Genomic DNA, 23,255 nt, shown 5'->3' on the forward strand with positions numbered 1-23,255 from the left:
ATGCTGGTCAGCCGGGGTGGTGGCGTCAATGACACATGTATTGCAGATTACGCCGAGGAGCGGACGAAGGCGGCCAGGTCGGCGGCCTGCGCCAGGCGGCTGGGCTCGTGGACGTACATCATGTGGCCGGCCTCGTAGTACTTGAACTCCACGTTGCCCGCCAGCGCCGCCGGGATCGGCAGGTGGGCGAAGGCGTGCTCGGCGGCGTAGTACGGGGTGGCGCCGTCGTGGTAGCCGCAGCCGACGTGGACCCGCAGGTGCGGGTTGTCGCGCATGGCCGCGGCCAGCTTGCCGGTGACGTTGACGTGGACGCCCTCGAACTCCTTGAACGACCAGGGGCTCACCCGCGAGGTGAGGATCTCGTAGGGCAGGTCGGAGTGATATTCCAGCTCGGTGTGCAGGTAGTGGTGCAGCACCGCGCTGTAGGGGCCCATGATGGCGCTGATGCTGGGGTCACGCTCGTAGCGCTCGCGGGCGGCGTCGACGTCCCAGCCGGTGAAACGGCCGTCCAGGCGACCGACGATCTGCCTGCGCGAGCGCAGCAGCTCGGTGAAGAAGCGGACGTGCTCGATGCGCAGGTCGGCGCTGTCGACGTAGTCCGGAGAAAGCCCGGTCAGCGCGGCCACCCGCTGGACGACCGCCGCCCGCTCGTCGGCGCTGAGCCTGCTGCCGCGGGCCAGCGCCCACGGGTAGTCGCGGGAGGCGTACTCCTCGGCCTCGCGCAGCACGTCGGCCAGCGGCCGGTCGCCGTGCAGCCCGTGGTGGTGCGCGATGGCGGCGTAGGTCGGCAGGTAGAGCGCGTAGGACAGGTCATTGCCGTCGTTGAACTCGCCGGTGACGAAGTCGATGATCGAGGAGATCAGCATGATCCCGTTGAGGTACATGCCGTAGCGCGTCTGCAGGTGATCGGCCAGCGCCGCCGCCCTGATCGTCCCGTACGACTCCCCGGCCAGGAACTTGGGCGACATCCACCGCCCGTTCCGCGTCGTCCACAGCCGGATGATCTCCCCGACCGACTCCACGTCGCCGGTGAACCCGTGGTAGGACTCCGGCTTCTCCCCCTCGGCGGCCCGCGAGTAGCCGGTCGAGACGGGATCGATGAACACCAGGTCGCTGTCGGCCAGCAGCGTCTCGGCATTGTCCTCGATGCCGTACGGCGGAGCCGCCAGCGAGCCCGCGTCCCCCATCACCACCCGGCGCGGCCCGAGCACCCCGAGGTGCAGCCAGACGCTCGACGAGCCCGGCCCGCCGTTGAAGGCGAAGGTGACAGGCCGGGTCAGCGGGTCGGCGCCGTCGAGCGTGTAGCTGGTCAGGAAGACCTGGGCCTTGGGCCGGTGCCCGTCGAACTTCCCGTCGGTGTGCACCTCCTCGCGCAGGACCAGCGTCCCGGTGGTGGCGGTGTAGGCCTGCCCGGAGGGCAGCACGTGCGCGGTGGTGACCAGGTCGTCCGCGAGCTCGGCGGACTTCTCAACAGGTGCATCCGACATGAAAGCCGATTATGTCGTGACTTCCTGAGAAATATTTGGATCTGCGAACCGTTCGTTGGGCACCTGCGCGAACCACCCCGGACGGCCCGGATCCCGGTCGTAGGGGTAGCCGCCCTGCTTCCGGTAGAGCTCGGCGTACTCGTCAAGCCGCGCACGGTCCAGCTTGACGCCGAGCCCCGGCCCGGTGGGCACCGCGATCCGCCCGTCGGCGTAGGGCAGCTTGCCACCCTCGATCACGTCGTCGCGCAGCTGGTGGTAGTGCGCGTCGGCCGCGTAGGTCAGGTTCGGCAGCACCGCGCCCAGGTGGAGCATGGTCGCCAGCTGGATCCCCAGCTCGCCCGAGGAGTGCACGGCCACCCCGAGCTGGAACGTCTCGCACACCCCCGCCGCCTTCACACACGGCCGGATCCCGCCCCAGAACGTGGTGTCGAGCAGCACCACGTCGGCGCTGCGCCGCAGCACGTTGGAGGCCAGCTGCTCGAAGTTGACCACCACGGTGTTGGTCGCCAGCGGCACCCTGACCTGCTCGCGCACCAGCCGCAGCCCCTCCAGGCCGAAGACCGGGTCCTCCAGGTAGTCGTTGTTCAGGTCCTCGATGGCCCGGCCGAAGCGCAGCCCCTCGCCCAGCGACAGCACCGCGTTCGGGTCGTAGCGCAGCCGGTCGTCGGGGAAGGCCGCGGCCAGCGCCCGATAGCACTCCAGCTCGTAGTCGGGCGGGAACACCCCGCCCTTGAGCTTGTGCACGGTGAACCCGTGCGCCCGCCTGAGCTCGCGCGCGTGCTCGACGAGCTGGTCGGGCGTCCTGATCTCCGGGTACCCCTCGGCGGCGTAGCGGAAGAACAGGTAGGAGGCGAAGTGCACCTCGTCGCGGATCCGCCCGCCCAGCAGGTCGTGCACGGGCACGCCGAGGTGCTGCCCGATCAGGTCGAGGCAGGCGAACTCGACGGCGGCCAGCAGCTGGGTCCTGTTGTTGTACAGCGAGGCCGTCGGATTGGCGATCTTGAACCTCAATGCCTCGAGCTGGAAGGGGTCGTGTCCCTTCAGGTACGGCACGAGCGCGCGGAAGGCCGCCTCGGCGCTCTCGCCGCCGCCGCCCATCTCGCCCAGGCCGATCAGCCCGTTGTCGGCCTCCACCTCGACGATCGTCCTGATGAAGCGGCCCCAGTGGGCGCCGTTGCTGTGCCGCAGCGGCGCCTCGAGCGGGACGGCGACCGTCGTGGCCCGGATGTCAACGATCTTCACAAGTCCCCCAAACGGCGACCACCCCGCACGCGGGCAGCGCCACCTTCACCGATTCGTCCCTGACCTCCGCGTCCGCGATCCCGTGGGCCAGCCCCGGGCTCACCCTGGCCGAGCGCAGCCCCGGCATCGTGAGCGTCACCTCGACGGGCTCGTCGGCCAGCGACTGGAGCCTGACCACGCGCTCGCCGTCGGCCTGCCCGATCGAGTTGACCACCACGTCCGGGTGGTCGACCGAGGCGTAGGTCTCCGTGGCGGGAGCCGTACCGGACAGCAGGGCGCCGACGAACGGGTCGCACAGGCCCGCGGCGGCCTGCGCGCCGAGGCGCCGGGCGGGCACGCCGGCGGCCGAGGTGACCGCGTAGCGGAACGTGGTCTCACCCTGCTGCTGCGCGGGGAAATTGGTGTCCCAGATGTTGTTGAGCGCCCAGGAGTAGACCGTGCCCGGCTCCTCCTCCAGCGTGGGCGGGAACGGCGCGTAGGGCATGTGGATGGTGCCCACCTGCACCAGCGGCGCCTCCAGCGTGGCCCAGGCCACGGTCAGCTCGGGGTCCTCGAAGGCCATCCAGTGCCGGATCGGCAGCATGTACTCGGCCGACCCCGGCACCCTGGCCACGTCGGGGCCGCCGACGCCGCCGGTCAGCTCCCAGGCCGCCGGCTCGCCCGCGGCGAACGGGAAGGCCAGGAACACCGCCTCCTTGGCGGGCGTGCCCTGCTTGGCCAGCTGGTAGGTCAGGTCGAGCCTGGGCACGCCGGCGTACAGCTCGATCGTGGCGCGGATCCAGTCGACACCCTTGCCCTGCAGCTCGACGACCAGCTTCTCGCCGACGGCGGTCCTGAAGGCCTTGGTGATCGTGGCGTTCCTGGCGATGGCCCGGTCGCCCAGCAAGGTCCTGTCGTGCGCCCCCACGTGGCCGGACAGGTGGTTGAAGTGCGGGGCGGTGGCGTAGCGGTCGTAGACGTACTGGCCGAAGCCGGCGGCGGCCTCGGTGTTGACCAGCTCGCGCCCGGCCGCCTTGTCGAAGATCGAGCCGATGTAGCCCTCGCGGACGTCGTAGGTGACCCGGTAGTGCTCGTTCTCGATCACGCCGTCCAGCGGCAGCTCGACCGGCTCCGGCGCCTGGGTCTCGGCCGCCACGACGTCGATCCGCGCGTACCCGAAGCCGGGGATGTCCGGCACGACGGCGTGCAGGTGGCGTCCGATCGGCCGCGTCGGCCAGTCGTCGGGATGCACCAGCTCCTCGTGATGCGGGACCGTCTCGCCGGACCGGGAGTCCACCAGCGCGATGGGCGCCTCGTAGGCCACCACGTCGCGCGGCAGGAACAGGCGCGCCACGTCGGTCCGCGCCCGCGTGGCGGGGTTGAAGACGGCGAAGGACGCCAGCGCCTCTCCCCCGTCCTCCGACAGCGCGGCGCCGAAGCGGCGCGTGGCGGCGTGGAGGAGGTCGGCGGCGTCGTCCTGGGCGTCGTAGGCGCCCGAGGACTTGCGGGTCCACTGCAGGCCGCCGGAGTCGCCCGCTTCCTCGGCGTCCTCCCACGGGTTGGCCGCGCCCCAGGTGTGCTCGTTGAACAGGGCGACCTTGTCGTAGGCGTGGTCGATCTCGCCGGTGGCGTCGGCGCCCGCCAGCGTGTGCAGCGTCTCGGCGGCCCGCAGCGCCGACTGGGCCCGCCGTACGTAGCCCAGCGGGCGCGCGCCCGAGCCGAGCCCGTCGGCCCACCAGTCGGTCCAGTCGCCCTCATGCACGGCCAGCCGGTCGTGGTACTTCGACTCCACGTGCTGGAAGAAGTCGGAGTTGACCGCCGAGCGCAGCCGCGGGTAGGCCCACTGCTCGTTCCACCGCTTGACGATCGAGGCCGGCACGATCGACGGCCCCGCGTTGTCGGCGTGCGCCCCCTGCACCCGCAGGTGCAGCGCGTCCAGCTCGTACGGCTCCCGCGGCGCGTCGGGCCCCTGCCAGCCGAACGTGCCGGGACCGTAGGGGTAGCCGCGCGAGGCCAGCGCGGACAGGTAGCGCGGCAGCAGGTCGTCGGCCAGCTCGTAGGAGTCGGTCAGCCCGACCGTGTTGCCCTCCATGTAGGCCATGCCGTGCGGGGTGTCGGTGAACCAGACCAGGATCTCCCGTCCGCTGGGCGCCCGCCAACGGAACGGCCTGGTCAGCTTGTCGCCGCCGTGCAGGTAGGGCACCGACCGGCCGGCCCAGTTGTGCGCGGCGGCCAGGTATCGCACCCCGGCGGCGTTCAGCGCGTCGATCAGCCCGACGACGGCGCCGGGCACGTCGGTGTGCATGGCCGAGCGGGTGGGGAAGCGCTCGGTGAAGCGGAGCTGGCGGTAGAGCTCCTCGGTCGAGCAGGCCTCGGTGTGCAGTTGGAACGGCAGCGCCGTGACCTCGATGACGCCCTCGTCGACGCGGCGCATGAACGCCTCGACCTGCTCGGCGGGCCGCGCCTCCAGCCACTTCAGCGCGGGCATGGACGACTCCACGCTCCAGCGGAACTTCGCGTCGTCCGGCCAGGAGGCGGTCTCGTCGGCCAGCCGTAGCGCGGCGTCGAGGTAGTCGAGGTGGTGGCGCAGGACGGTGCCCTGCGGGTCGGTGTAGCCGATGTCCAGGTGGGAGTGGTGGACGACGAACACGCTCCACTTGCGCTGCGGGGTGACCGTGACCTGGGCCGTGCCGACCAGCCCTGCGTCGTCGCGGGACTCCAGCGTGAACGTGCGCGGGGCGTCGACCTCGGGCACGAGCAGGGTGACGTCGGTGCCGGTGGCGCTGTCGACGCCGACCAGCACGTGGGTGAGCGGCTGGTCGCTCGACACCCGGACCGCCTGGCGGCCGTCGTGGGTGAACAGCGGCACCACCGCGACCCGCACCTCCAGGCCGCGCACGCTGATCACCGGGGTCGAGGTGTCGTTGCGCAGCGCCTGCCTGATCCCGTCGTAATCCGGGGAGCCCAGGCTCCGCTGCAGCAACCGGCTGGTCAATTCAGACACTCCCTAGGGACAGGCCTCGGGCGAAGAGGCGCTGGGTGGCGAGGAAAAGCGCGACCGTGGGCAGCGAGACGACCAGTCCCGCGGCCAGTCCCACGGGTACAGGCGTACCCGCGTAGACGTCGGTCATGAGCCCGGCCAGGGCAGGCATCACCGGCCTGACGTTCTCGGTCTGCGACAGCGTCAGGCCGAAGATCAGGTCGTTCCACACGAAGGTGAACTCGAGGATGTAGACGGCGGCCAGCGCGCTCAGCGACAGCGGCAGGTAGATCCGCCAGAAGATCCGCCACGTGGTCGCGCCGTCCATGCGGGCCGCCTCGAAGATGGAGAAGGCCACGCCGGTGTAGAAGTTGCGCAGCACGAAGGCGGCCAGCGGCACGTTGATCGCCGTGTAGATGAGGATCATGCCGAGGTGCGAGTCGTAGAGCCCGGCGTCGCTGTAGCCCACGAACAGCGGGATGAGCAGCATCTGCGACGGGAAGATCGTCCCCCCGAAGATCAGCATGAACCACCAGAAGCCGCCGCGCAGCCGTAGCACCACGATCGTGTACCCGGCCAGCGCCCCGATGATCACACCCAGTAAGGGCGAGATGACGGCGTAGAGCGCGGTGCTCGTCAGGCTCTCCCCCAGCGACGCCTTCTCGATGGCATCGGCGAAGTTGCTGAACAGCGAGAAGTCGCCTGACGGCACCCACGCGCTGGCCGGGTCGTAGGACGCGGCGGGCCGCGAGGCGTTCACCAGCAGCAGATAGGTCGGCCCAAGCCAGATCAGCCCGAGCACGACAAGGACGGCACGGCGGATCATTGGACCTGCCTACGGAGGTAGAGGTAGGAGGCCAGCCCGGTGACGACGGTCAGCATTACCGCCACGGCCGAGCCGTAGCCGTACTCGCTGGCCACGAACGTGTCGCGGTACATGGTCACGGCGAGGGTCTCGGAGTTGCGGCCCGGTCCGCCCTGGGTCAGCACCCACACGATGTCGAAGGTCTTGAGCGAGGCCACCAGCGCGAGCCCCACCACGACGGCGGTCAGCGGGCGCATCAGCGGCCAGATGACCAGCCGGAACAGCCGCCAGCCCGAGGCACCGTCCAGGCGGGCCGCCTCGATCGGTTCCTTGGGGATCGACTGCAGGCCGACCACGAACAGCAGCGTGTTGACCCCGACCTGCTGCCAGGTCCACACCAGCAGCATGGCCAGCGTGTTCGCGGGCGCCACCTGCAGGAAGGCGGTGTCGACGCCGAGCAGCAGGTTGGCGATCCCGCCGTGCGACAGGATGGGGCTCCACACCAGGGCCAGGCCCGCGCCGCTGAGGGCGTACGGCAGCATGAACGGCACCCGGAACCAGGCGCCGCCCTTGATGTCGTAGGACAGCACCGCCACCAGCAGGCCGACGCCGACCGGCAGCACCATGGTGCCGATCACCCACAGCAGGGTGTTCCTGATCGAGGTGAGCAGCGCCGGGTCGTCGAGCAGCTTGGCGAAGTTGTGCAGACCGATCCACTCCGGGTCGGCGAGCCCGTCGTACTGGGTGAAGCTGAGGTACGCGGTCCACAGGAACGGCGCGTACAGCAGCAGGGCCACCAGCAGTACGGCGGGCGCGACGTAGCCGGAGCGGAATCGGCCCAGCATCGGGGCGCGCATCACTGATGCGTGCTCCAGTACTCGTCCGCCGCCTTCTGGATCGTCTCGAGCACCTCCTGGTAGGAGCCCGGCTCGGTGACGAACTTGCCGAACCCGTCGAGCGCGGCCGTCAGGATCGGCGGGGGCGTGGCCTCGAAGTAGCGGTTGACCAGGCGGTACTTGCCGCTGCCCGCGTCCTTGGTGACGTCGGCCAGCGCGGCGTCCTTGATCGCGACCTTGGGGTTGGCGCTGACGTCGCCGCGGCTGGTGGCCCAGGTCTCCTGCGCCTTGTCGGTGGTCCACCACTTGAGGTACTTCATGCTGGCGTCGGGGTCGGGGGCCTTGGCCAGGGAGCAGAGGGGGCCGCTCTCGAAGATCATCGAGGTCTTGGGGAGGGAGGAATTGGCGTTGGGGATGACGAAGAAGCCGTAGTCCTCGCCGGGCTTCATGTCGCGCTGGGTCATGCTGGTGTTGAAGAACGTGCCGAAGGAGACCATCGCGGTCTTGCCGGTCTTGAGCAGGTCGGCCGGGTCGGTCTTGTCGCCGGGGTTGACGAAGTAGCCGGCGTCGATGAGCTGCTTCCACTTCTGCATGACCGCGACCACGCCGGGGTCGGTGTACTTGGCCTTGCCGGTGGAGAGCCTGTCGTACAGGTCGGGGTCGGTGCCGGCCATCAGTTGCTCGAACCAGACGAAGGAGAACAGCACGCTGGTGTGGTAGAAGGGCGTGACCTTGTTCTTCTTCAGGGTGTCGGCGATCTTGACCAGGTCGTCCCACGTCGTTGGGGGTTGCAGGCCGTACTTGTCGAAGACCTTCTTGTTGTAGAACATGCCCCAGTAGGCGACGTTCAGCGGCACGCAGTACTGCTTGCCGTCGATCGTGTAGTAGGGGGCCAGGTCCTTGGGCAGGTCGCCGGCGTTCATCGCCTCCTGCCAGACGGCCGAGGTGTCGGCCACCTGCTTCTGCTTGACGATCTCCTGCAGCATCCCCCCGGTCTGCCAGGTGAACAGGTCAGGCTTGACGTTGGTGCGGAACGAGGCCTTGATGAAGGCCTGGTACTGCGCCGAGTCGGTGTAGCCGACCGGCTTCATGTTCAGGCTGATCTGCTGCTTGGACAGGGTGCCCATGGCCTCGAAGTACTTGCTCCAGGCGCCCTTGTCGTTGTACAGGGACAGCTCGGTCTTCTTCTTCGGCGCCTCCGCGTTCGAGCCGCAGGCGGCCACCGTGAGGGCCACCACGGCGAGCGTGGCTACGCGTGACCGGATCATGCACCGGCCTCCTTGTTTCACTTGGGGGGATTACAACCTGTTCTCTATGACCGTCTTCACGTCCAGCAGGTGGGAGCGCATCCGCTCCTCCGCCTGGGCGGCGTCGCGTGCCTCGATGGCCTCGAGGATGGCCAGGTGCTCGTCGAAGTCGCGGCGCCGGTCGTCGAAGATCTGCAGGATCTGCTGCTGCTCGGGCCCGTGGATGGTGAGCAGCGAGTCGACGACCTCGTGCAGCACGCTGTTTCCCGCCAGCCGTGCCGTCGCCCGGTGAAAGGTCATGTTGGCCTCGTGCAGTTCCGCGTCGTGGCCGCGCAGATGCCTGCCCGCCTCCTCCAGCACGTTCCTGAGAGACTCCAGATCCTCTCGGGTCGCGTGCTCGGCGGCCATCGCCGACAGCGGCGGCTCGATCACGATGCGGGCGCCGAGCAGCTCGAGCAGCTGGGCGCCGGCCATCTCACGCATGTTCGGGTTGGGGAGCACGAGCCGCTCGATGTCGGCTCCGACATAGATGCCGGAGCCGTGCCGCATCTCGATGGCCCCGGTGGCCTCGAGCCTGCGCAGCGCCTCGCGCAGCGTCGGGGTGGTGACGGCGAAGCGCTGGGACAGCTCCCTGGTCGACGGCAGCCGGTCTCCCGGCCGGTGCCCACCCTCTCGGATGAGCTCCAGCATGCGCTCGGTCAGAGCATCGGACAGTGTGGGCCGCGTCACCTCGGACATATCAAGTCATCTAATCACTTAATCCAACGCGCGTCTATGATTCGCCCATGAAACGGTTTCTGGCCTGGGCCGCGGCCATCGTGCTGTTACTGGCGGTGGCGGGCGTCGCCGGAGCGGGCTGGTACTACTCCGGCATGGTCATCGACCCCTCGCACGGAGACTCCTATCCCCTGGAGGTCACCGCGGTCACCGACGACCAGGTGACGCTCAAGGGCGAGGCCACCGAGCCCGGCACCTACGGCCTGACCTGGCAGGGCGGCAACGCCACCGTCGGCCACGTCATCTCCGCCGGCCAGGGCTCGGTCACCCGCGAGCTGGTCAAGGTACGGCAGGGCGAACTGAAACCCGGGGTCCGCGCCTACCTGGACCGGTGGATGTACGGCGACCCCTCCGATCCCACGGCGGCGCTCGGCCTGCCGTACAAGAGGGTGTCGATCAAGGGGTATCCGGCCTGGCAGACCCCCGGCGACTCGAAGACGTGGGTGATCGCGGTGCACGGGCGCAACGCGAACGCCTCGGAGGCGCTGCGGTTCGTGCCGACCTTCCACAGCCTGGGGATGCCGGTGCTGGGGATCAGCTACCGCAACGACCCCGGCGCGCCGGCCGGCGACGGCAAGTACCACCTGGGCGAGACCGAATGGGAGGACGTGGGCTCGGCGATCGCCTACGCCAAGACGCAGGGCGCCACCGGCGTGATCCTCTACGGCATGTCGATGGGCGGCGGGATCGTCCCGATGACCGCCCGCAGGCTGCCCAGCGAGCCGATCAAGGGCCTGATCCTGGACAGCCCCGTCATGGACTGGAACGCCCCGATCGAGCTGGGCGCCAAGCAGCAGGGAGTCCCGCTGTGGCTGGCCTCGGTCGGCAAGTGGGTGATCTCGCTGCGCACCGGGGTGTCCTTCGACGACATCGACCAGGTACGGCACGCCAAGGAGTTCAAGGCGCCGATGCTGATCTTCCTCGACGATGACGACGACACGGTGCCGATCGGGCCCTCGCTGGCGTTCGCGAAGGCCCGGCCGGACCTGGTGACGCTGTTCCGCACCCGCGGCGGCGGCCACGTCGGCTCGTGGAACGTCGACCCGGCACGCTACGAGCAGGCGCTGCGCGACTTCGTCAAGCGCGTCGGCTAGAGGTGCTGTGCAGGCCGGTCCGCGTCGACCTTCGCCGCCCTGAAGGCGTCCGCGACCAGCTTGGCGAAGGCGGCCTTGTCGGTGACGTTCGGGTTCTTCTCGATCACGTCCGCGATGATGTCGCGGCGCGTCTTGGTGAAGCTGCCCTTGAGCGTGCTCACGTAGTACTTGGGCTCCTCGGACCAGGCGATGCCGGGTGCGACCCGCGAATAGAACGGGGCGAAGGCCGTCTCACGATCGCTCGGCTTGGCCGCCTTCTCGATGGTCGCGGCGATGGCGTCGCCGACCTTGTCCGAGCTGTCCGGTGTGTCGTCGGTCCTGTAGTAGACGACGAGCTTGTCGTACTTGACCTTGTCCGTGTTGCCCTGTTTGCCGGACAAGTACACCTTGAACTGGCGGACATAGGGTCCGACATCCTTGTCCCCGTAGAGCGTGGTGAGCGCTTCGGACACCCTGAGCGCGGCCTCCTGGGTCTTGACGTTGACGATGATGCGCCGTGCCTTGCCGGGCAGGTCCGCCTTGGTCCCGGGGTAGGTGTCGTTGTAGACGCGGAAGTAGTCGCCGTCGGCCAGCTTCGCCTCGACGGCCTTCGGATCCGTCGACCCCGAGGACCTCAGGGCCTGGCTGGTCACCCGGTAGAGCTGCTTTCCCTTGGCGACGAAGGTCTGGAAGTCCTTGAGCGCGATGGGCGCCTTGAGGTAGTCGGTGGTCCCCTTGCCCATGAAGGAGTACAGCCGCTTCCTCAACTTGGGTTCCAGCCTCTGCTGGCCGTTGGCCTCGTAGAACCGGTCGTAGATCTTGTCGAGCGCGCTCGCGTTGGCCTCGACGTCCGCGTCGTACCGGTCCTTCGGGGTGTCCAGGGACCTGCCGACGTCGACGGAGATGTCCGGCCCCTTCGACCGCTTGGTCTTCGTCTTGGCCACCGGTACCGGCGTGGGTCCCGTCGAACCCTGGGTGGGCGTCGTCGCCTGCTTCTTGACCTTGTTGCGGGTGGTCTTCTTCTTCCGCTTCCTCTGACTCTTCTGCGCCGTGCCTGTTGTTGACATCGGTTGCCTCCCGTCACACCGCTCGATAGGTCAGCACCAGGCCGACACCGGTCAGGGCGGCCGTGTCGCCGTCCGGGACGAGGATCCACGGCTGCCCGCCCACGCTCAGCCCCGGCGTGGCGAGCAGCTTGCCGTCGGTCAGGGTGAGCCTGCGGTCGCCGTTGAGCAGGAAGCGCGGCTGCGCCCCCTGGTAGGTGGCGAAGACGCCGGTGATCTGGCGGCCGCTGATGCCGGGCAGCTGCTGCGGGGTGATCGCCAGCTCCAGCGCCTCGGCCTCGCCGGAGGTGAAGGCGTCCCACGCGTCGGGGAAGTCGGTGGCCACGTCGAGGTAGCGGGCAGCCTGGTAGGGCCTGAGCATGCCCTTGACCGCCTGGGCGAAGAGCGCGCCGCCCTGTTCGGCCGTGTACTTCAGCACCAGCGTGACGTCGGTCAGCGCCGCCGTGGCGGGCATCTCCACGCGCCATCTGGAGACCGCGCCGGTGCCCTCGAAGGGCAGGTAGCGGTCGTCGTCGAAGCGGAGCTCGAACAGGCCGTTGTTGTCGCGTCCCTCCTCCAGGTCCGACAGCGCGATCTGCTCGCTGGTGCGCCAGTCGGCCCTGAGCGTGTCCGGCTGGGTGCCCTTGGGGTCCAGCAGGTACTTCACGGCCTTGGCGTCGGCGGCCAGGACGAGCTTGTTGTCGAGCTGGGTAAGGGTGGCGTTGATGCCGAGCGGACCGTCGGCTCCCTCGAAGGTGACGGTGACCGTACGGATGCGGCGCCGGTAGTGGCCGGGGAAGTCGCGGTCGAACAGCGCCTCGGTGAGGGCGAACTCGCACCGGCCCGTCGTGCGCAGCGCGATGACGGCCAGCGGGTCGAGGGCCAGCAGCGACACCCGTTTGGTGATCTCCAGGCCGCGGCCGTCGCCGTCGACGTAGGCCTTGCCGAGCCGTTCCAGGTCCAGGCTGAGGCTCTCGCCGGCCAGCAGGCCGCTGCGGCGGCTGTCCCAGTAGACCGGCTGGATGTAGGAGTCGCCGGCGCCGCGCTCGAACTGGTAGGCCCGCTCGGCCGACCGCGCCATCTCGTAGGCCAGGTGGTAGGCCTGGAAGTAGAGCGTGGACAGCCGGCCGGACATCCATCGGTACAGGTCGGCGGTGCCGAACTTGTCGCGCAGGAAGCCGGCGATCGCCTCCTGGTTGGCGATCTCCTGCCTGGTGACCTCCAGCTCGTGCTTCGCGGCGGCCAGCTGGTGCTCGGCGCCGGCCACCTGGTGGCCGAGCTGCTTGAAGTCGGCCTTGGCCATGCCGAGCTGCAGGTTCCAGTCCTGCTGCAGCCGGGTGAACTCGTTGGCCAGCCCCATCAGCTCGCCAGTCACGCTGTAGGCCTCGCTGAAGGCGGTCGTGACGTCGGCCACCTTGTCCAGGGCCTGGCCGACCTCCTCACCGCCGTAGGAGGTGCCCAGGATGAACGCGCCGAGCAGGACCTCCGGCACGCCGAACGCCACCGCCGAGCCGATCTTCAGCCCGGCCGCCACGAAGTGCGCGGTCGCGGCCTGGGTGAGATTCTCGATCTGCGCCTGCTGGTAGGGCGTCATGCCATCGGTGATCTGCTGCTCGAAGTGCGTGACCCGCCCGGCCGCGCCCTCCTTGGCCGCCTCAAGCTCCTGCAGCGTCTCGGCGGCGGCGCGGACCTGGGCCTCCTTGATCTGCCTGGTCAGGGCGAGGACGGCGGCCTCCTGCCGGTTCTGCAGCAGGGTCAGCTCCTCCTGGTCGCGCCGCTCGAGCACGCTGAGCAGGTCGTTGCCGAGCTGGGTGACCCGGTCGACGAGGTCCTGCGCCTTCCTGAACAGGAACGCGAACCGGTAGGACGGCACGGCCGCCCTGAGCGAGGTGGGCAGCTGGTCGACCGGGACGCCCGCGGCGGCTCCGCGGACCAGGCTCATCACGTCGGCGGGCGGCTCGAACAGCGGCACCGGCTGGCTGACGCCGGTGATGTCGAGCGACTGCCTGATCTTCCACAGCCGGTCCTCGACCCTCGTCCAGTACTCGGCGAACGTGGTGTTGTCCGGGATGAAGAAGTAGCGGTTGGCGATGCTGCCGTGGATGGCGCCCGCCCCCTCCAGGAGGGCGCCACCCCCGGTGAGCTGCCAGAGCTTGTCGTCCTCGCTCTCTTCCTGCCCGTCGAGGCTGCCGTAGCTGCTCGCGGGCGCCAGCGCCCGGGTGCCGAGGTTCTCCGGCCGGTCACCGAGCAGGTCGTAGGCGAAGATGTAGAGCATCCTGGCCTCGTCGATGCTCTCGCCGGTGTACTGGCGGAAGAGCATGTCGCCCCAGTCGAGCAGGTTGTCGACGTAGGACATGACCACCGCCCTGCGGTAGGCGCCCGGCCGCAGCTCGGCGATCGCGTGCGGGTCGAACGGGTCCTCCAGGTAGGCCTTGAGCATGCTGCCCCGGTCGCCCATGAGCGCGTACTGCCGCCGCAGCCGCTTGACCATGGCCAGCCGTTCGAGCAGCGCCGCCGCGGTGACGGGATCCAGCGTCCGCTCGATGGCGTCGAGCCCGGTGCCGGCCAGGCCTTGGAGGAAGTCGACCTCCTTGGCGGTGAGGTCGCGCACCTGCTGGAAGGCCGGGGCCAGCGTCTCCAGCTTGGCCAGGATCTGCTCGAGCCCCGGCGCCTCGATCGCGAGCCGCTGGACCTCGCTGCGGCAGCTGGACACCAGGGCCGCCACGTCGATCTCCAGGAACGGCAGGAAGCGCCAGTACCTGTTCGGCTCCGTCGGGTCGAAGACGTAGTCGTACCAGTGGCGCGCGTCCTCGAAGCGCTGGGCCTCGTTGAGCGCCCCGGCGATCAGCAGCGGCGCGTGGAAGAAGATCTCCCAGTAGTAGATGCCGTTGGCGCTCTGGAAGTCCAGGTGCGTGCTGGCCGGCGTGCCCGCCTTGTGCACCTGGGGCCGCACCTGGATCGTGGTCGGGTTGGACGTGGTCGGGCTGAAGGCGGGCAGCTCGTCGGTCTCCTGCGTGGCCGGGTCGAGCAGGGCGTCCACGCCGCCGGTCAAAAGCTCTCTGTTGAGCTTGTAGGCGGTGCTGGAGGTGAGCCGGATGATCTCGTGCGGCAGCGCCGCGAGCTCGTACGGCACCGGGACCTCGACCGTCTTGGAGTAGCGGGCGTAGCCTCCGCTGCCGGTGAACAGGAACAGTTTGTCGCTGTCCAGCGCCCCGGTGAAGCCGTCGGGCAGCCCGCCCCAGTTCCCGCTGACCGGGTTGAACGTCTTCACCACGTCAAGTTCGGCGCCCGCGGACAGGACGGCGTAGTCGCCGCCGGAGAAGGCGTAGTTACTGAAGACGGCCTTGATCGGGCGGTTCAGGGTCTTGGGGTAGCCGTCGTCGATCGCGTCGGGCACCGTGCCGTTCAGCGTGTAGCGGACGTAGTCGGTGCCGCTGGTCAGGTAGAGCTTGCCGCCGTCGACGTAGGCGGCGTCGACGGTGCCGGTGCGGGTGATGTTGGTGTCGACCTTGCCCAGGTCCCGGGTCGGCTGGGGTTTGTCGCCCGTGAAGGCGTAGGTGCCCGCCGCGTTGTCGAAGAAGTAGGCGCCGTTGCGGTAGCCGAACCCGACCACAGGCCCGGACTGCGGCAGGCCCTCCTCGTTCTTGGCTAGCGGCTTGGGGTAGCCCTTCTCGGGCATCCCCTCGGGCGTCAGCCGTACGTACTGGTCGCCCGCGATCAGGTAGAGGTGGTTGCGCAGCACGATCGCCGAGTCCGCCTTCACCGGCCATCGGTCCACCGGCGGGAAGACGCCCCGTTCGCGGGAGAAGAAGTACTCGATCCCGTTCCAGGTCACGGCCGCGTCGATCCTGCTCCACTGCGGCAGGTTGTCGGGGTTCGTCTCGATCCGCTGGGGATAGCCGGTGTCCAGCGGGCCGAACGGCTTGCCGTTGGTGTAGCGGTAGTACTCGTTGCCGGAGAACAGGAACGTCTGGTTCCCGCGCACCAGCACCGCGTCCACCACGCCGGTCCTGGTCAGGTTGTTGGCCTTGATCCCCCACCGCTCGGCGATCGGCTGCCTGGCCTGCCGCGTCGCGGTCTTGCCCTTCGGCACCAGGACGAAGACGTGGGCCTGGTTGTCGAAGAACGCCCTGGTCCCGTCCGGCAGTTCGACGGCCGCGTCCACCCGGTCCCAGGTTGTGGGCAGCCCGTCCTCGTTGCCCTTGAGGGGCAGTACGGTGACCTGCGCCGAGGGCGGCGTGATCGGCCGGCACAGGAAGCTGCCGCCTTTGTGGTCGACGCTCAGCCACGCCTCGTCCGGGCTGTTGAAGCGCGCCACGCCGGCCTGGTCGACGGGCTCGGCGAAGATGCTGTCCAGCCGCGCCGCCTGGACCGGCGGGTCGGCGTCGGCCACCTTGACCGCGTACAGCTCGGGCGTGAGCACGTAGGACGACTTGGCCCGCCCCTTCGGCCCGGTGTAGGTGCAGGTGACCATGATCGAGTCGTGGTCGCCGACCCGCGAGGCCTCGACGAACAGGGTGACGCCGGTGATCGCCCCGTCCTGGATCTCCTCGGCGGGCAGCACCTGGGGGGCCACCCACTCCTGGTTCAGGTTGTAGAAGGAGTAGCAGATCTTGACCCGGTGCTTGGGTGCCGGCGCCGAGACGGTCTGATTGTTGGCGTCCTTCTTGGCGACGGTGATCGTCGTGCTCTGCGTCTCGGGAGCCACGGCCTCGACGACCGTCCAGAACACGAAGACGCGGCCGAAGGCGTGCACGGGCTGCACCTTCTCGGCGTCGATCTGCAGGTCCACCTTGAGCCACGGTCCCCAGGTGGCCGACAGCTTCTCGCCGTCCCTGAACTCGGCGCCGCGGTAGTAGAAGCGCCTGGGCTCGGTCCTGGTCCTGCCGAACAGCACCAGCCGCCGGGTGCCTGGCTCCGCCTCCTGGTAGACGTAGCCGCCGGCGATGGCGAGCCTGGACACCTCGGTGTACTCGTCCAGGTAGCGCTTGTAGGCCTTCTGCACGGTCTCGGGGGTGATCTCGCCCTGCAGCAGGTCGCTCTCCAGCGCCTCGAACGCCGGGGTCTTGCTCGCCCGCAGCTCGGGCCGCAGGTAGTTCTCGGGGTAGAGGAAGACCTTCCTGTTGGCCTCCCAGACGCGGTAGTTCTTCATCCACCGCCACAGGGTCTTGAGCCGTTCGCGTCCCGGCTCGTCGGCCTGCTCCAGGTCGAGCAGGCAGCGGTGCAGGTAGAGCTGGGTGGCCGCGATGGCCTCCCTGACCCGGGAGGTCCTGCCGGCGGAGCCCATGTCGACGTCGATCAGGTAGCGCTCGAACAGCTCGCGCGAGGTGTGCAGGTCCAGCTGCGCGATCACGGTGGGGACGAGCACGTCCCGCTTGATCACGTTCAGCTCGTCGTGCACCACGGACGGGTCCACGCCTCCCGAGAAGCCGTCACCGTAGATCTTCGACGGCGGCTTGCCCAGCTTGCCGGCCATGGCGAACAGCTCGGCGAGCCGGAGCAGGAACTCGATCTCGCCCTCGTGCCGCGGCAGCAGCGTGCTGTTGCGCCTGGCCCACCTGATCTCGTCGACGTCCCAGCCGAACCGCTCGGCCAGGAACTGGTAGGGGTCCTCCAGCCGGACGAACCCGCCCACGTCCAGGCGGGCGAAGGCGCTGATCGTCCGCACGTCGTTCAGCCGGTGGTCGGCCGCGTCCGCCCAGCCGTTCCTGAACGTCCGCGCGTGCGCGCGATCCCTGACGTACCGCTCGCCCTTGACCAGGTAGGTGTGCCCGTCGAAGGCGAAGGCCCCGTCGATGCCCGCCTCGAAGTCCTGCGGCAGGTCACCCCAGTCGTCCTTGATTGTCCGCGGATACCCTGGGTCGGCGAAGTCCAGGTCGTGGGTGTAGCGGACGTACTGGTCGCCGCGGAAGGCGTACAGCGCCCCGTCGGCGCCGGTGCAGGCCCCGTCGAGCCCCGGCGAGTCCGCGAACGCGTTGCGGATCCTTCCCCAGGTCCCGCCCGGCTTCCCGGCGAAGAAGTACGGCCTGCCGTCCATGCCGAAGAAGGCGGCGTCGAAGCCGTCCCCGGTGGCGCCCAGCTCGGCGGACCCGTCGACGGCCCGCGGGTACCCCTCGTCGGCGAGCTGGTAGCCGGTGCCGGTGTAGCGCACGTACTGGTCGCCGGCCAGCACGAAGGTGTGCTCGTCGGTGACCAGTGCCGCGTCCGCCCTGCCCCGCTCGACCAGCACGTTGCGCACCCGCCCGAACCTGGTCAGGTCGTAGGTGGCCGAGGCCGCCCTGGACACCGCGTGGCAGGCGCCGTTGACGAAGACGTACACGGTGCGGTCGTTGGCGACCACGGCGTCGATCGTCCTGTCCGTCAGGTCGTCCTCGAACGACTCGGGCAGGTTGGCGAACGTCTCCTCCTTGCGCAGGTTCCCCGTGATCGGCTTCGGGTAGCCGGGGTCGACGTTCTGGTAGTCGGCGGTGGAGTAGCGGACGTAGCGGTCGCCGGAGAACAGGTAGGTGGTGCCGCGGTGGACGACCGCGGCGTCGACCGTGGTGATCGGGTTCGGCGGCAGGCCCCAGTGGTCCCTGATGGGCGCGCGGGCCGACAGGACGCCGTCGGCGTAGCGGGTGAACTCGTCCTCGTAGAAGAAGCAGACCGAGCCGTCGGTGGCGGTGAAGGCGGCCTTGATGCCGGGGCGCAGGCCGTGCCAGACCTGCTCGATGGGACGCGGGTAGGACCCGCGGGCCGCCCGCTCGTCGTAGGGCAGGCATCGCTTGCCGTACACCAGCAGCATGGTGTCGCCCTCGAACAGGACGGCGTCCGGGATACCGTCCTGGCCCCAGAACGTGGCGTCGGTGGTGCCCGGCCGGCCGTCGACGACGTAGCGGATGTTTCCTGACACGTCCGGGTACTCGAAGAGGTGGTTCTTGCCGTCGCGGACGTAGGCGAGGCGGACGCTGGTCAGGCCCCAGGTGGGCTCGATGGGCCGCGGGTCGCCGCCGTCGGCGAAGAACTGGTCGCCGGAGAACAGGTAGGTCTTCCCATCCTTGCCGACGAAGGCGGCGTCGACAGTGTTGTCCTGATAGATCGTGTTGCGCTGCCTGCCCCACTCCTCGGCGAGCGGGTACGCGCGGGCCTGGTCCACGTTGTAGCAGGCGGTGCCCTTGAACAGGTAGGTGTTGCCGTCGGCGCCCTTGAGCACGCCGCTGAGGGAGGCGCGGAAGTCCTCAGGGACCTTCCTGAGCGTCCTGGGCCGATACGGCTCGGCGGAGACGATGTCGCCCTCGATCGAGGAGCTGCGGACCCAGCCGTCAGAGCGCTCGATCATCAGCGTGCCGTCCTCGAGGAACGCGCAGCTCATGGGCTCGACGTCGTAGCGGGCGTGCAGGCTGTCGGAGACCACGTGGCAGCTCGTGCCGGAGAACAGGCAGACGTTGCGGCGGTCGGCCAGCGCGGCGTCCACGCCGGTGAGCGTCACCGGCAGGTTGGCCAGGCGCGGCTCCGTGCCGAGGTCCGACAGGGCGCGCGGGTAGCCGTCGGCCACGTAGCGGTAGTCGGTGCCGTGGTAGCGGACGTACTGGCCGCCGGAGAACAGGTACGTCTCCTCGCCGGCCACGAGGGCCGCGTCCACCCGCTTGGCCACGTTGTTGACGACCCTGCCCCACATGCCGGTGATCGGGGCCGGGTATCCGTCGTCGACCTCGGTGTAGTCGCTTCCCGAGTACCGGACGTAGTGGGACCCGGAGAAGACGTAGGTGCGGCCGTCCTGGCCCGCGAAGGCGGCGTCGACCTTGGTGAACGGGATGCTGTCCCAGTGCTCGGCCAGCCGCCTGGGCTCCGACCACCAGCGTTCCCTGCTGTCGTAGACGACGAAGCGGTCGCCGTCGAACAGGTACGTCAGGCCGTCCCTGCCGGTGAAGACGGCGTCCACGGTGGTGAAGCCGGGGATGTTCCACCAGTTGTCGGAAAGCGGGCGCGGATAGCCGGTGTCGGGCGTCCGGTAGTCCTTGGTGGAGTAGCGGACGTACTGGTCGCCGCTGAACAGGTAGGTCGTGCCGTCCAGGACGAAGGCGGCGTCCACGCGGGTGAGCCCGCCCCAGTCGCCGGCGATCGAGCGCGGGTAGCCCTGGTCGACCGTGGTGTACTCGTCGCCGGTGTAGCGCAGGTAACGGTCGCCGCTGAACAGGTAGGTCCGGCCGTCGAGCCCGACGAAGGCGGCGTCGACCGTGCCGCTCATGGGGGCGAGCGTGCCCCAGGTGTCGCCCTCCCTGATCAGGTGCAGGACGCCGTTGGCGTCCTTGAAGGCGGCCTGGACGCCGGTCTCCCGCCAGCGCTGCGGGTAGCCGTCGTCGACGCACACGCCGTCGTTCTCCAGGTCGTCGGAGTAGCGGACGACCTGGTCGCCGGAGACCAGGTAGTGGGCCGAGCCGTCGGTGTAGGCGGCGGCGATGGACGTGGCCTGCTCGAAGACGTTCCTGATGCGGCCCCACGGCTCCGTCGGGTAGTGGAAGCGACCTTCGCGGTCCTGGAAGAGCGGGACCTGGCCCTCCCAGGTGCGCGGGAAGCCCTCGTCCACGACCGTGTAGTCGCCGGTGGAGTAGCGGACGTACTGGTCGCCGCTGATCACGTAGGTGCGGCCGTCCTTGTCGACGAACGCTGCGTCGATCTTCCTCATGTCGTCGAAGGCGTTCCTGACCTTGCCCCACACCTGGTCGCGGGCCGCCCAGCGGGTGCCGCCCGGCGCTCTGACCAGGGCCTGCGCCCCGCCGACGAGCCATTCCTCGCCGTCCGGCCGTACGAACGCCGCCTCGACCCTGGCCAGCCCGCCGAGGTGCGGCTTGGGTCGGGGGTCGGTCAGCAGGCCGGTGGCCTTGACATAGGTCCAGTAGCCGTCGGGGCCGAACAGGTAGACGTTGCCGTCAGCGCTGTCCAGCAGCGCGTCGAAGCGGTCCACGCCCGGCGGTAGCGCCAGCGACTCGGGGTACTTCTCGACCAGGTCCTGTTCCTGGAAGATCGCCTCGACCTGCTCGGGGCTGAGCCCCAGCTTGGCCGCCAGCAGCGCGAAGCGCCGCATCCGCCGATATTTCGGCCTTTGTGGCTGGGTCAGCTCGTCGAGCGCCTCGTTCTGGCCGCCGGTCACGGCCACGCAGATCGCCTGGGCCGTGGCCGTGGGTACGCCGAAGGCGTCCGCGAGCACGCCGAACAGGACTCGGCGCTGCTTGTCCGCCTGCCGTTCCAGTGCCTCGACGATCTCTGCCGTGCCCGCCGTCAGCTCGGTGGCGACGGCGTGCAGGAGGAAGAAGACGTCCTTGCTGTAGTCCTCCATGCCGGACAGCGTGAAGTCCAGGGCGTTGCCCACGTTGTGGAAGTAGCCGAGCCGCTCCTCGGGCACGGCCAGGTCCTCGTCAAGGTTTCCCGCCGCCGTGAGCAGGGCCACCAGCGCGTCGCGCTCGGTGTCGGCGAAGCCGAGCTCGGTGATCGCCGCCAGGTCCAGGCTGTAGGGCTCGGGGTCCTTCATGATCTCGGCGATGCGCTGCTCGATCACGGCCCGCTCGGCGTCCAGGAACGGGCCGTCGCCCAGGTCGGTGCCGTCGAGCGCGTCGATGATCCGGCGGGAGAAGGCCTCGTCGGCCGCGTCCGTGAAATCCTCGGCGACGAACGTGTAGAGCTCTTTCCTGAAGTCGGCGACCTGCTCCTTGAGGGATTCCAGGATCTGCCGCCGGCGCGGGTAGAACTCGATGGCCAGGTTGAAGTCCTTGAGGCGGGTATTCAGCAACCCCGCCTTATCCACATATTTCCCCTCCTGGTTGATATAGCCGTTGAAATGCAGGCTCTCCAGGAGTCCCGGCTCTGTGACGTCGACCACCAGCGGGTCTGTCTTGAACCTGGTCCTCCGCTCCTCCAGCAGTTGGAGTACGGCCGGCGCCACGTCGGCCAGATCGGCGTTGACGGCGAAGGCGTCGGCGTTCTCCCCCTGGAAGAACTCGGGATCCAGGATCTCGCCCTCGCTGTCGAGGTAGCCGTTGAAGACGAGGTTGTCGTACAGCTCGGCCTGCCGTTCGAGCCCCATGAGCTCGCCCAGGTCCGACGGGTAGAGCATCGACGTCCCGTTGGTCAGCGTGCCGATCAGCTTGAACAGCGCCTCCCTGAAACCCTCGAAGTCGCCCGCGAGGGGCGCCTGGCTGTCGTTGAGGGTGCCGTCGGCGTCGAGGTACCCGGTGAAGACCAGGTTGGCGAAGATCTTGCCGGTGAGCCGCTCGTCCAGGCCCAGCCCCTGGAAGTCCTCCTGGGCGATGTGCCCCAGCTGGGTGATCGCGTCGTAGGCGGCCTCGGCGGCCTTGTCCCTGTCCAGCCGGATCAGCTCGGGGTCGCGCGGTGAGACGACCCCTTCGTCGTAGGCGGACACCACGTCGTGGATGGCCTCCGCCGCTCGCTCGCCGAACCTGGAGGAGACGAACAGCTCCGGCGCCAGCGCCACCTCCTCGAAGCTCGCGGCCAGGTTCTCCAGGACCGTGTCCTCGTCGGGGTCCGCCTGCGCCGCCCGGCCGCCCAGGATGTCGTTGAGCTCCTGCGCGCCGAACCCGCCGTCCTGCATCCAGCCCACGATCGACGACAGCTCCTCGGCCAGCGCGAGCATGCCGTCGCCGGTCCTGAGTACCTGGTAGGGGTCCTCGCCCTGCCCGGCCAGCGCGTCGAGCACGCCGAACAGCTCCGCCACCGGCACCCCGAACACCGCCACCAGCCGTGCCACCCGCTGCAGCGGCGGCACCCCCTGTGGGCTGACCTTCCCCCGGTCGAACAGCCCCGGCTCCAGCCGCTGCACCACGAACGCGATGTCGGCCTCCGACATCCCGATCTGCTCCCCCTGCGGTACGGCCAGGCCGCAGACGTCGGCCATGGTCAGGTCGTGCCCGCGCATCAGCCTGGTCGCGGTCGCGATCGTGCGCAGGGCGGGCTTGTCCAGGCGGCCCGCGCAGCACGTGGTCAGCACCAGGTAGAGGTCGGTCAGGCTCAGTCGGGTCCGTTCGGCCAGCCGTACGGTCCTGTTGGCGCGCTCGAACCAGTCGAACGGGACGGGACCGCCGTCGTGCAGCAGCCGCTGCTCGTCGGGCGAGATCGTGACGTCGGTGAGTTCCCGCACCTCGGCCGCGCTCAGCCCCGTCGAGCGCCGGAAGCGCTCGACCAGTTGCAGATCGTCGACCGACGCGCCGCCGTAGTACTCGCGCAGCTCCGTCTCGGTGGTGACCGGGGTCGTCACGACCGCCGCGTCCTCCTCCGACAGCCCCAGGCACAGCCGCGCGATCACGTCCTCGTCGGCGCCGAAGAGCCGGTAGAGGGTCTCCGGCTCGACCTGCAGGTGGTGCAGGTAGCTCTTGAGCTGCTCGTTCTCCAGCGAGAACGGCAGGCAGAACGGGTGCTTCAGCGTCCGCAGCGTGCCGTACGGGTCCTGGCCGATCAGGCGTTCCAGCACCTCGTTGACGATGTCGAGGTACGGCGACTCGGTGAAGGTGTGCTCGGCGTCCAGCACCACGTCCTTCAGGTCGGCCCTGCGTTCGAGCAGATGGCTGTGCTCGAAGGCGCTCTCCAGCAGGCGCAGCAGGTCGACCAGGTAGGCCGCGGGTGAGTAGACGGAGCGGGCCTCGTCGCCCTCGCGGAAGTCGAGGTCGCCGAAGAGCTGTTCATAGCTGGGCAGCACGATGGAATCCCCCCTCGGTTTTCCGCATGGTCTGCCTGAGGGGAGGGGGCGGATACTGACTTTCTGGGTAGGCCCTAGCAACTCGTCCACATGTGGACAG

General features: G+C 69.2%; 10 protein-coding genes. 1 reads left to right on the forward strand and 9 read right to left on the reverse strand.

Features of this window, described 5'->3' with window-relative positions; all coding sequences use genetic code 11:
- Window positions 1–47: 47 nt before the first annotated feature.
- From KIK09_RS10270 to KIK09_RS10300, 7 genes are read right to left on the reverse strand one after another with little or no spacing between them, the layout of a single operon-like run.
- Window positions 48–1,487 carry a S10 family peptidase gene (locus KIK09_RS10270; protein ID WP_214318500.1) on the reverse strand — a complete coding sequence of 480 codons (1,440 nt, stop codon included), beginning with the start codon at window positions 1,485–1,487 and terminating at the stop codon, window positions 48–50.
- A 9-nt stretch (window positions 1,488–1,496) separates the two neighbouring features.
- Window positions 1,497–2,729 (reverse strand): enolase C-terminal domain-like protein, encoded by a 1,233-nt coding sequence (locus tag KIK09_RS10275; protein ID WP_214318501.1) that lies wholly within the window; start codon window positions 2,727–2,729, stop codon window positions 1,497–1,499.
- Window positions 2,716–5,703: a glycoside hydrolase family 38 N-terminal domain-containing protein gene (locus tag KIK09_RS10280; RefSeq protein WP_214318502.1), complete on the reverse strand. Its 2,988-nt coding sequence runs from the start codon at window positions 5,701–5,703 to the stop codon at window positions 2,716–2,718. Before KIK09_RS10280 ends, KIK09_RS10275 begins: the two co-directional genes overlap by 14 nt.
- Before the next feature lies 1 nt (window position 5,704).
- Complete coding sequence (locus KIK09_RS10285; RefSeq protein WP_214318503.1) at window positions 5,705–6,514, reverse strand: carbohydrate ABC transporter permease; 810 nt, start codon at window positions 6,512–6,514, stop codon at window positions 5,705–5,707.
- Complete coding sequence (locus KIK09_RS10290; RefSeq protein WP_250572883.1) at window positions 6,511–7,350, reverse strand: carbohydrate ABC transporter permease; 840 nt, start codon at window positions 7,348–7,350, stop codon at window positions 6,511–6,513. Before KIK09_RS10290 ends, KIK09_RS10285 begins: the two co-directional genes overlap by 4 nt.
- Window positions 7,350–8,597 carry an ABC transporter substrate-binding protein gene (locus tag KIK09_RS10295; protein ID WP_214318504.1) on the reverse strand — a complete coding sequence of 416 codons (1,248 nt, stop codon included), beginning with the start codon at window positions 8,595–8,597 and terminating at the stop codon, window positions 7,350–7,352. Before KIK09_RS10295 ends, KIK09_RS10290 begins: the two co-directional genes overlap by 1 nt.
- A 30-nt stretch (window positions 8,598–8,627) precedes the next feature.
- Entirely contained in the window at window positions 8,628–9,314 is a 687-nt protein-coding gene (locus KIK09_RS10300) for a FadR/GntR family transcriptional regulator (protein ID WP_214318505.1), read from the reverse strand.
- Window positions 9,315–9,361: 47 nt separating this feature from the next.
- Here KIK09_RS10300 and KIK09_RS10305 point away from each other — a divergent pair, with 47 nt between their 5' ends.
- The gene (locus KIK09_RS10305) at window positions 9,362–10,447 is read left to right on the forward strand and encodes an alpha/beta hydrolase (RefSeq protein ID WP_214318506.1); all 1,086 of its coding nucleotides are present in this window, start codon (window positions 9,362–9,364) and stop codon (window positions 10,445–10,447) included.
- Here KIK09_RS10305 and KIK09_RS10310 read toward each other — a convergent pair.
- Together KIK09_RS10310 and KIK09_RS10315 are read right to left on the reverse strand one after the other, a co-directional pair.
- Window positions 10,444–11,493, reverse strand: coding sequence for a T3SS effector HopA1 family protein (locus tag KIK09_RS10310; protein ID WP_214318507.1), 1,050 nt, complete (start codon window positions 11,491–11,493; stop codon window positions 10,444–10,446). The genes KIK09_RS10305 and KIK09_RS10310 overlap by 4 nt on opposite strands.
- A gap of 13 nt (window positions 11,494–11,506) precedes the next feature.
- On the reverse strand, window positions 11,507–23,155 hold the full coding sequence (locus KIK09_RS10315; protein WP_214318508.1) for a hemopexin repeat-containing protein: 11,649 nt from the start codon (window positions 23,153–23,155) through the stop codon (window positions 11,507–11,509).
- Window positions 23,156–23,255: the final 100 nt, after the last annotated feature.

Source organism: Nonomuraea sediminis, assembly GCF_018531495.1.
GTDB lineage: Bacteria > Actinomycetota > Actinomycetes > Streptosporangiales > Streptosporangiaceae > Nonomuraea > Nonomuraea sediminis.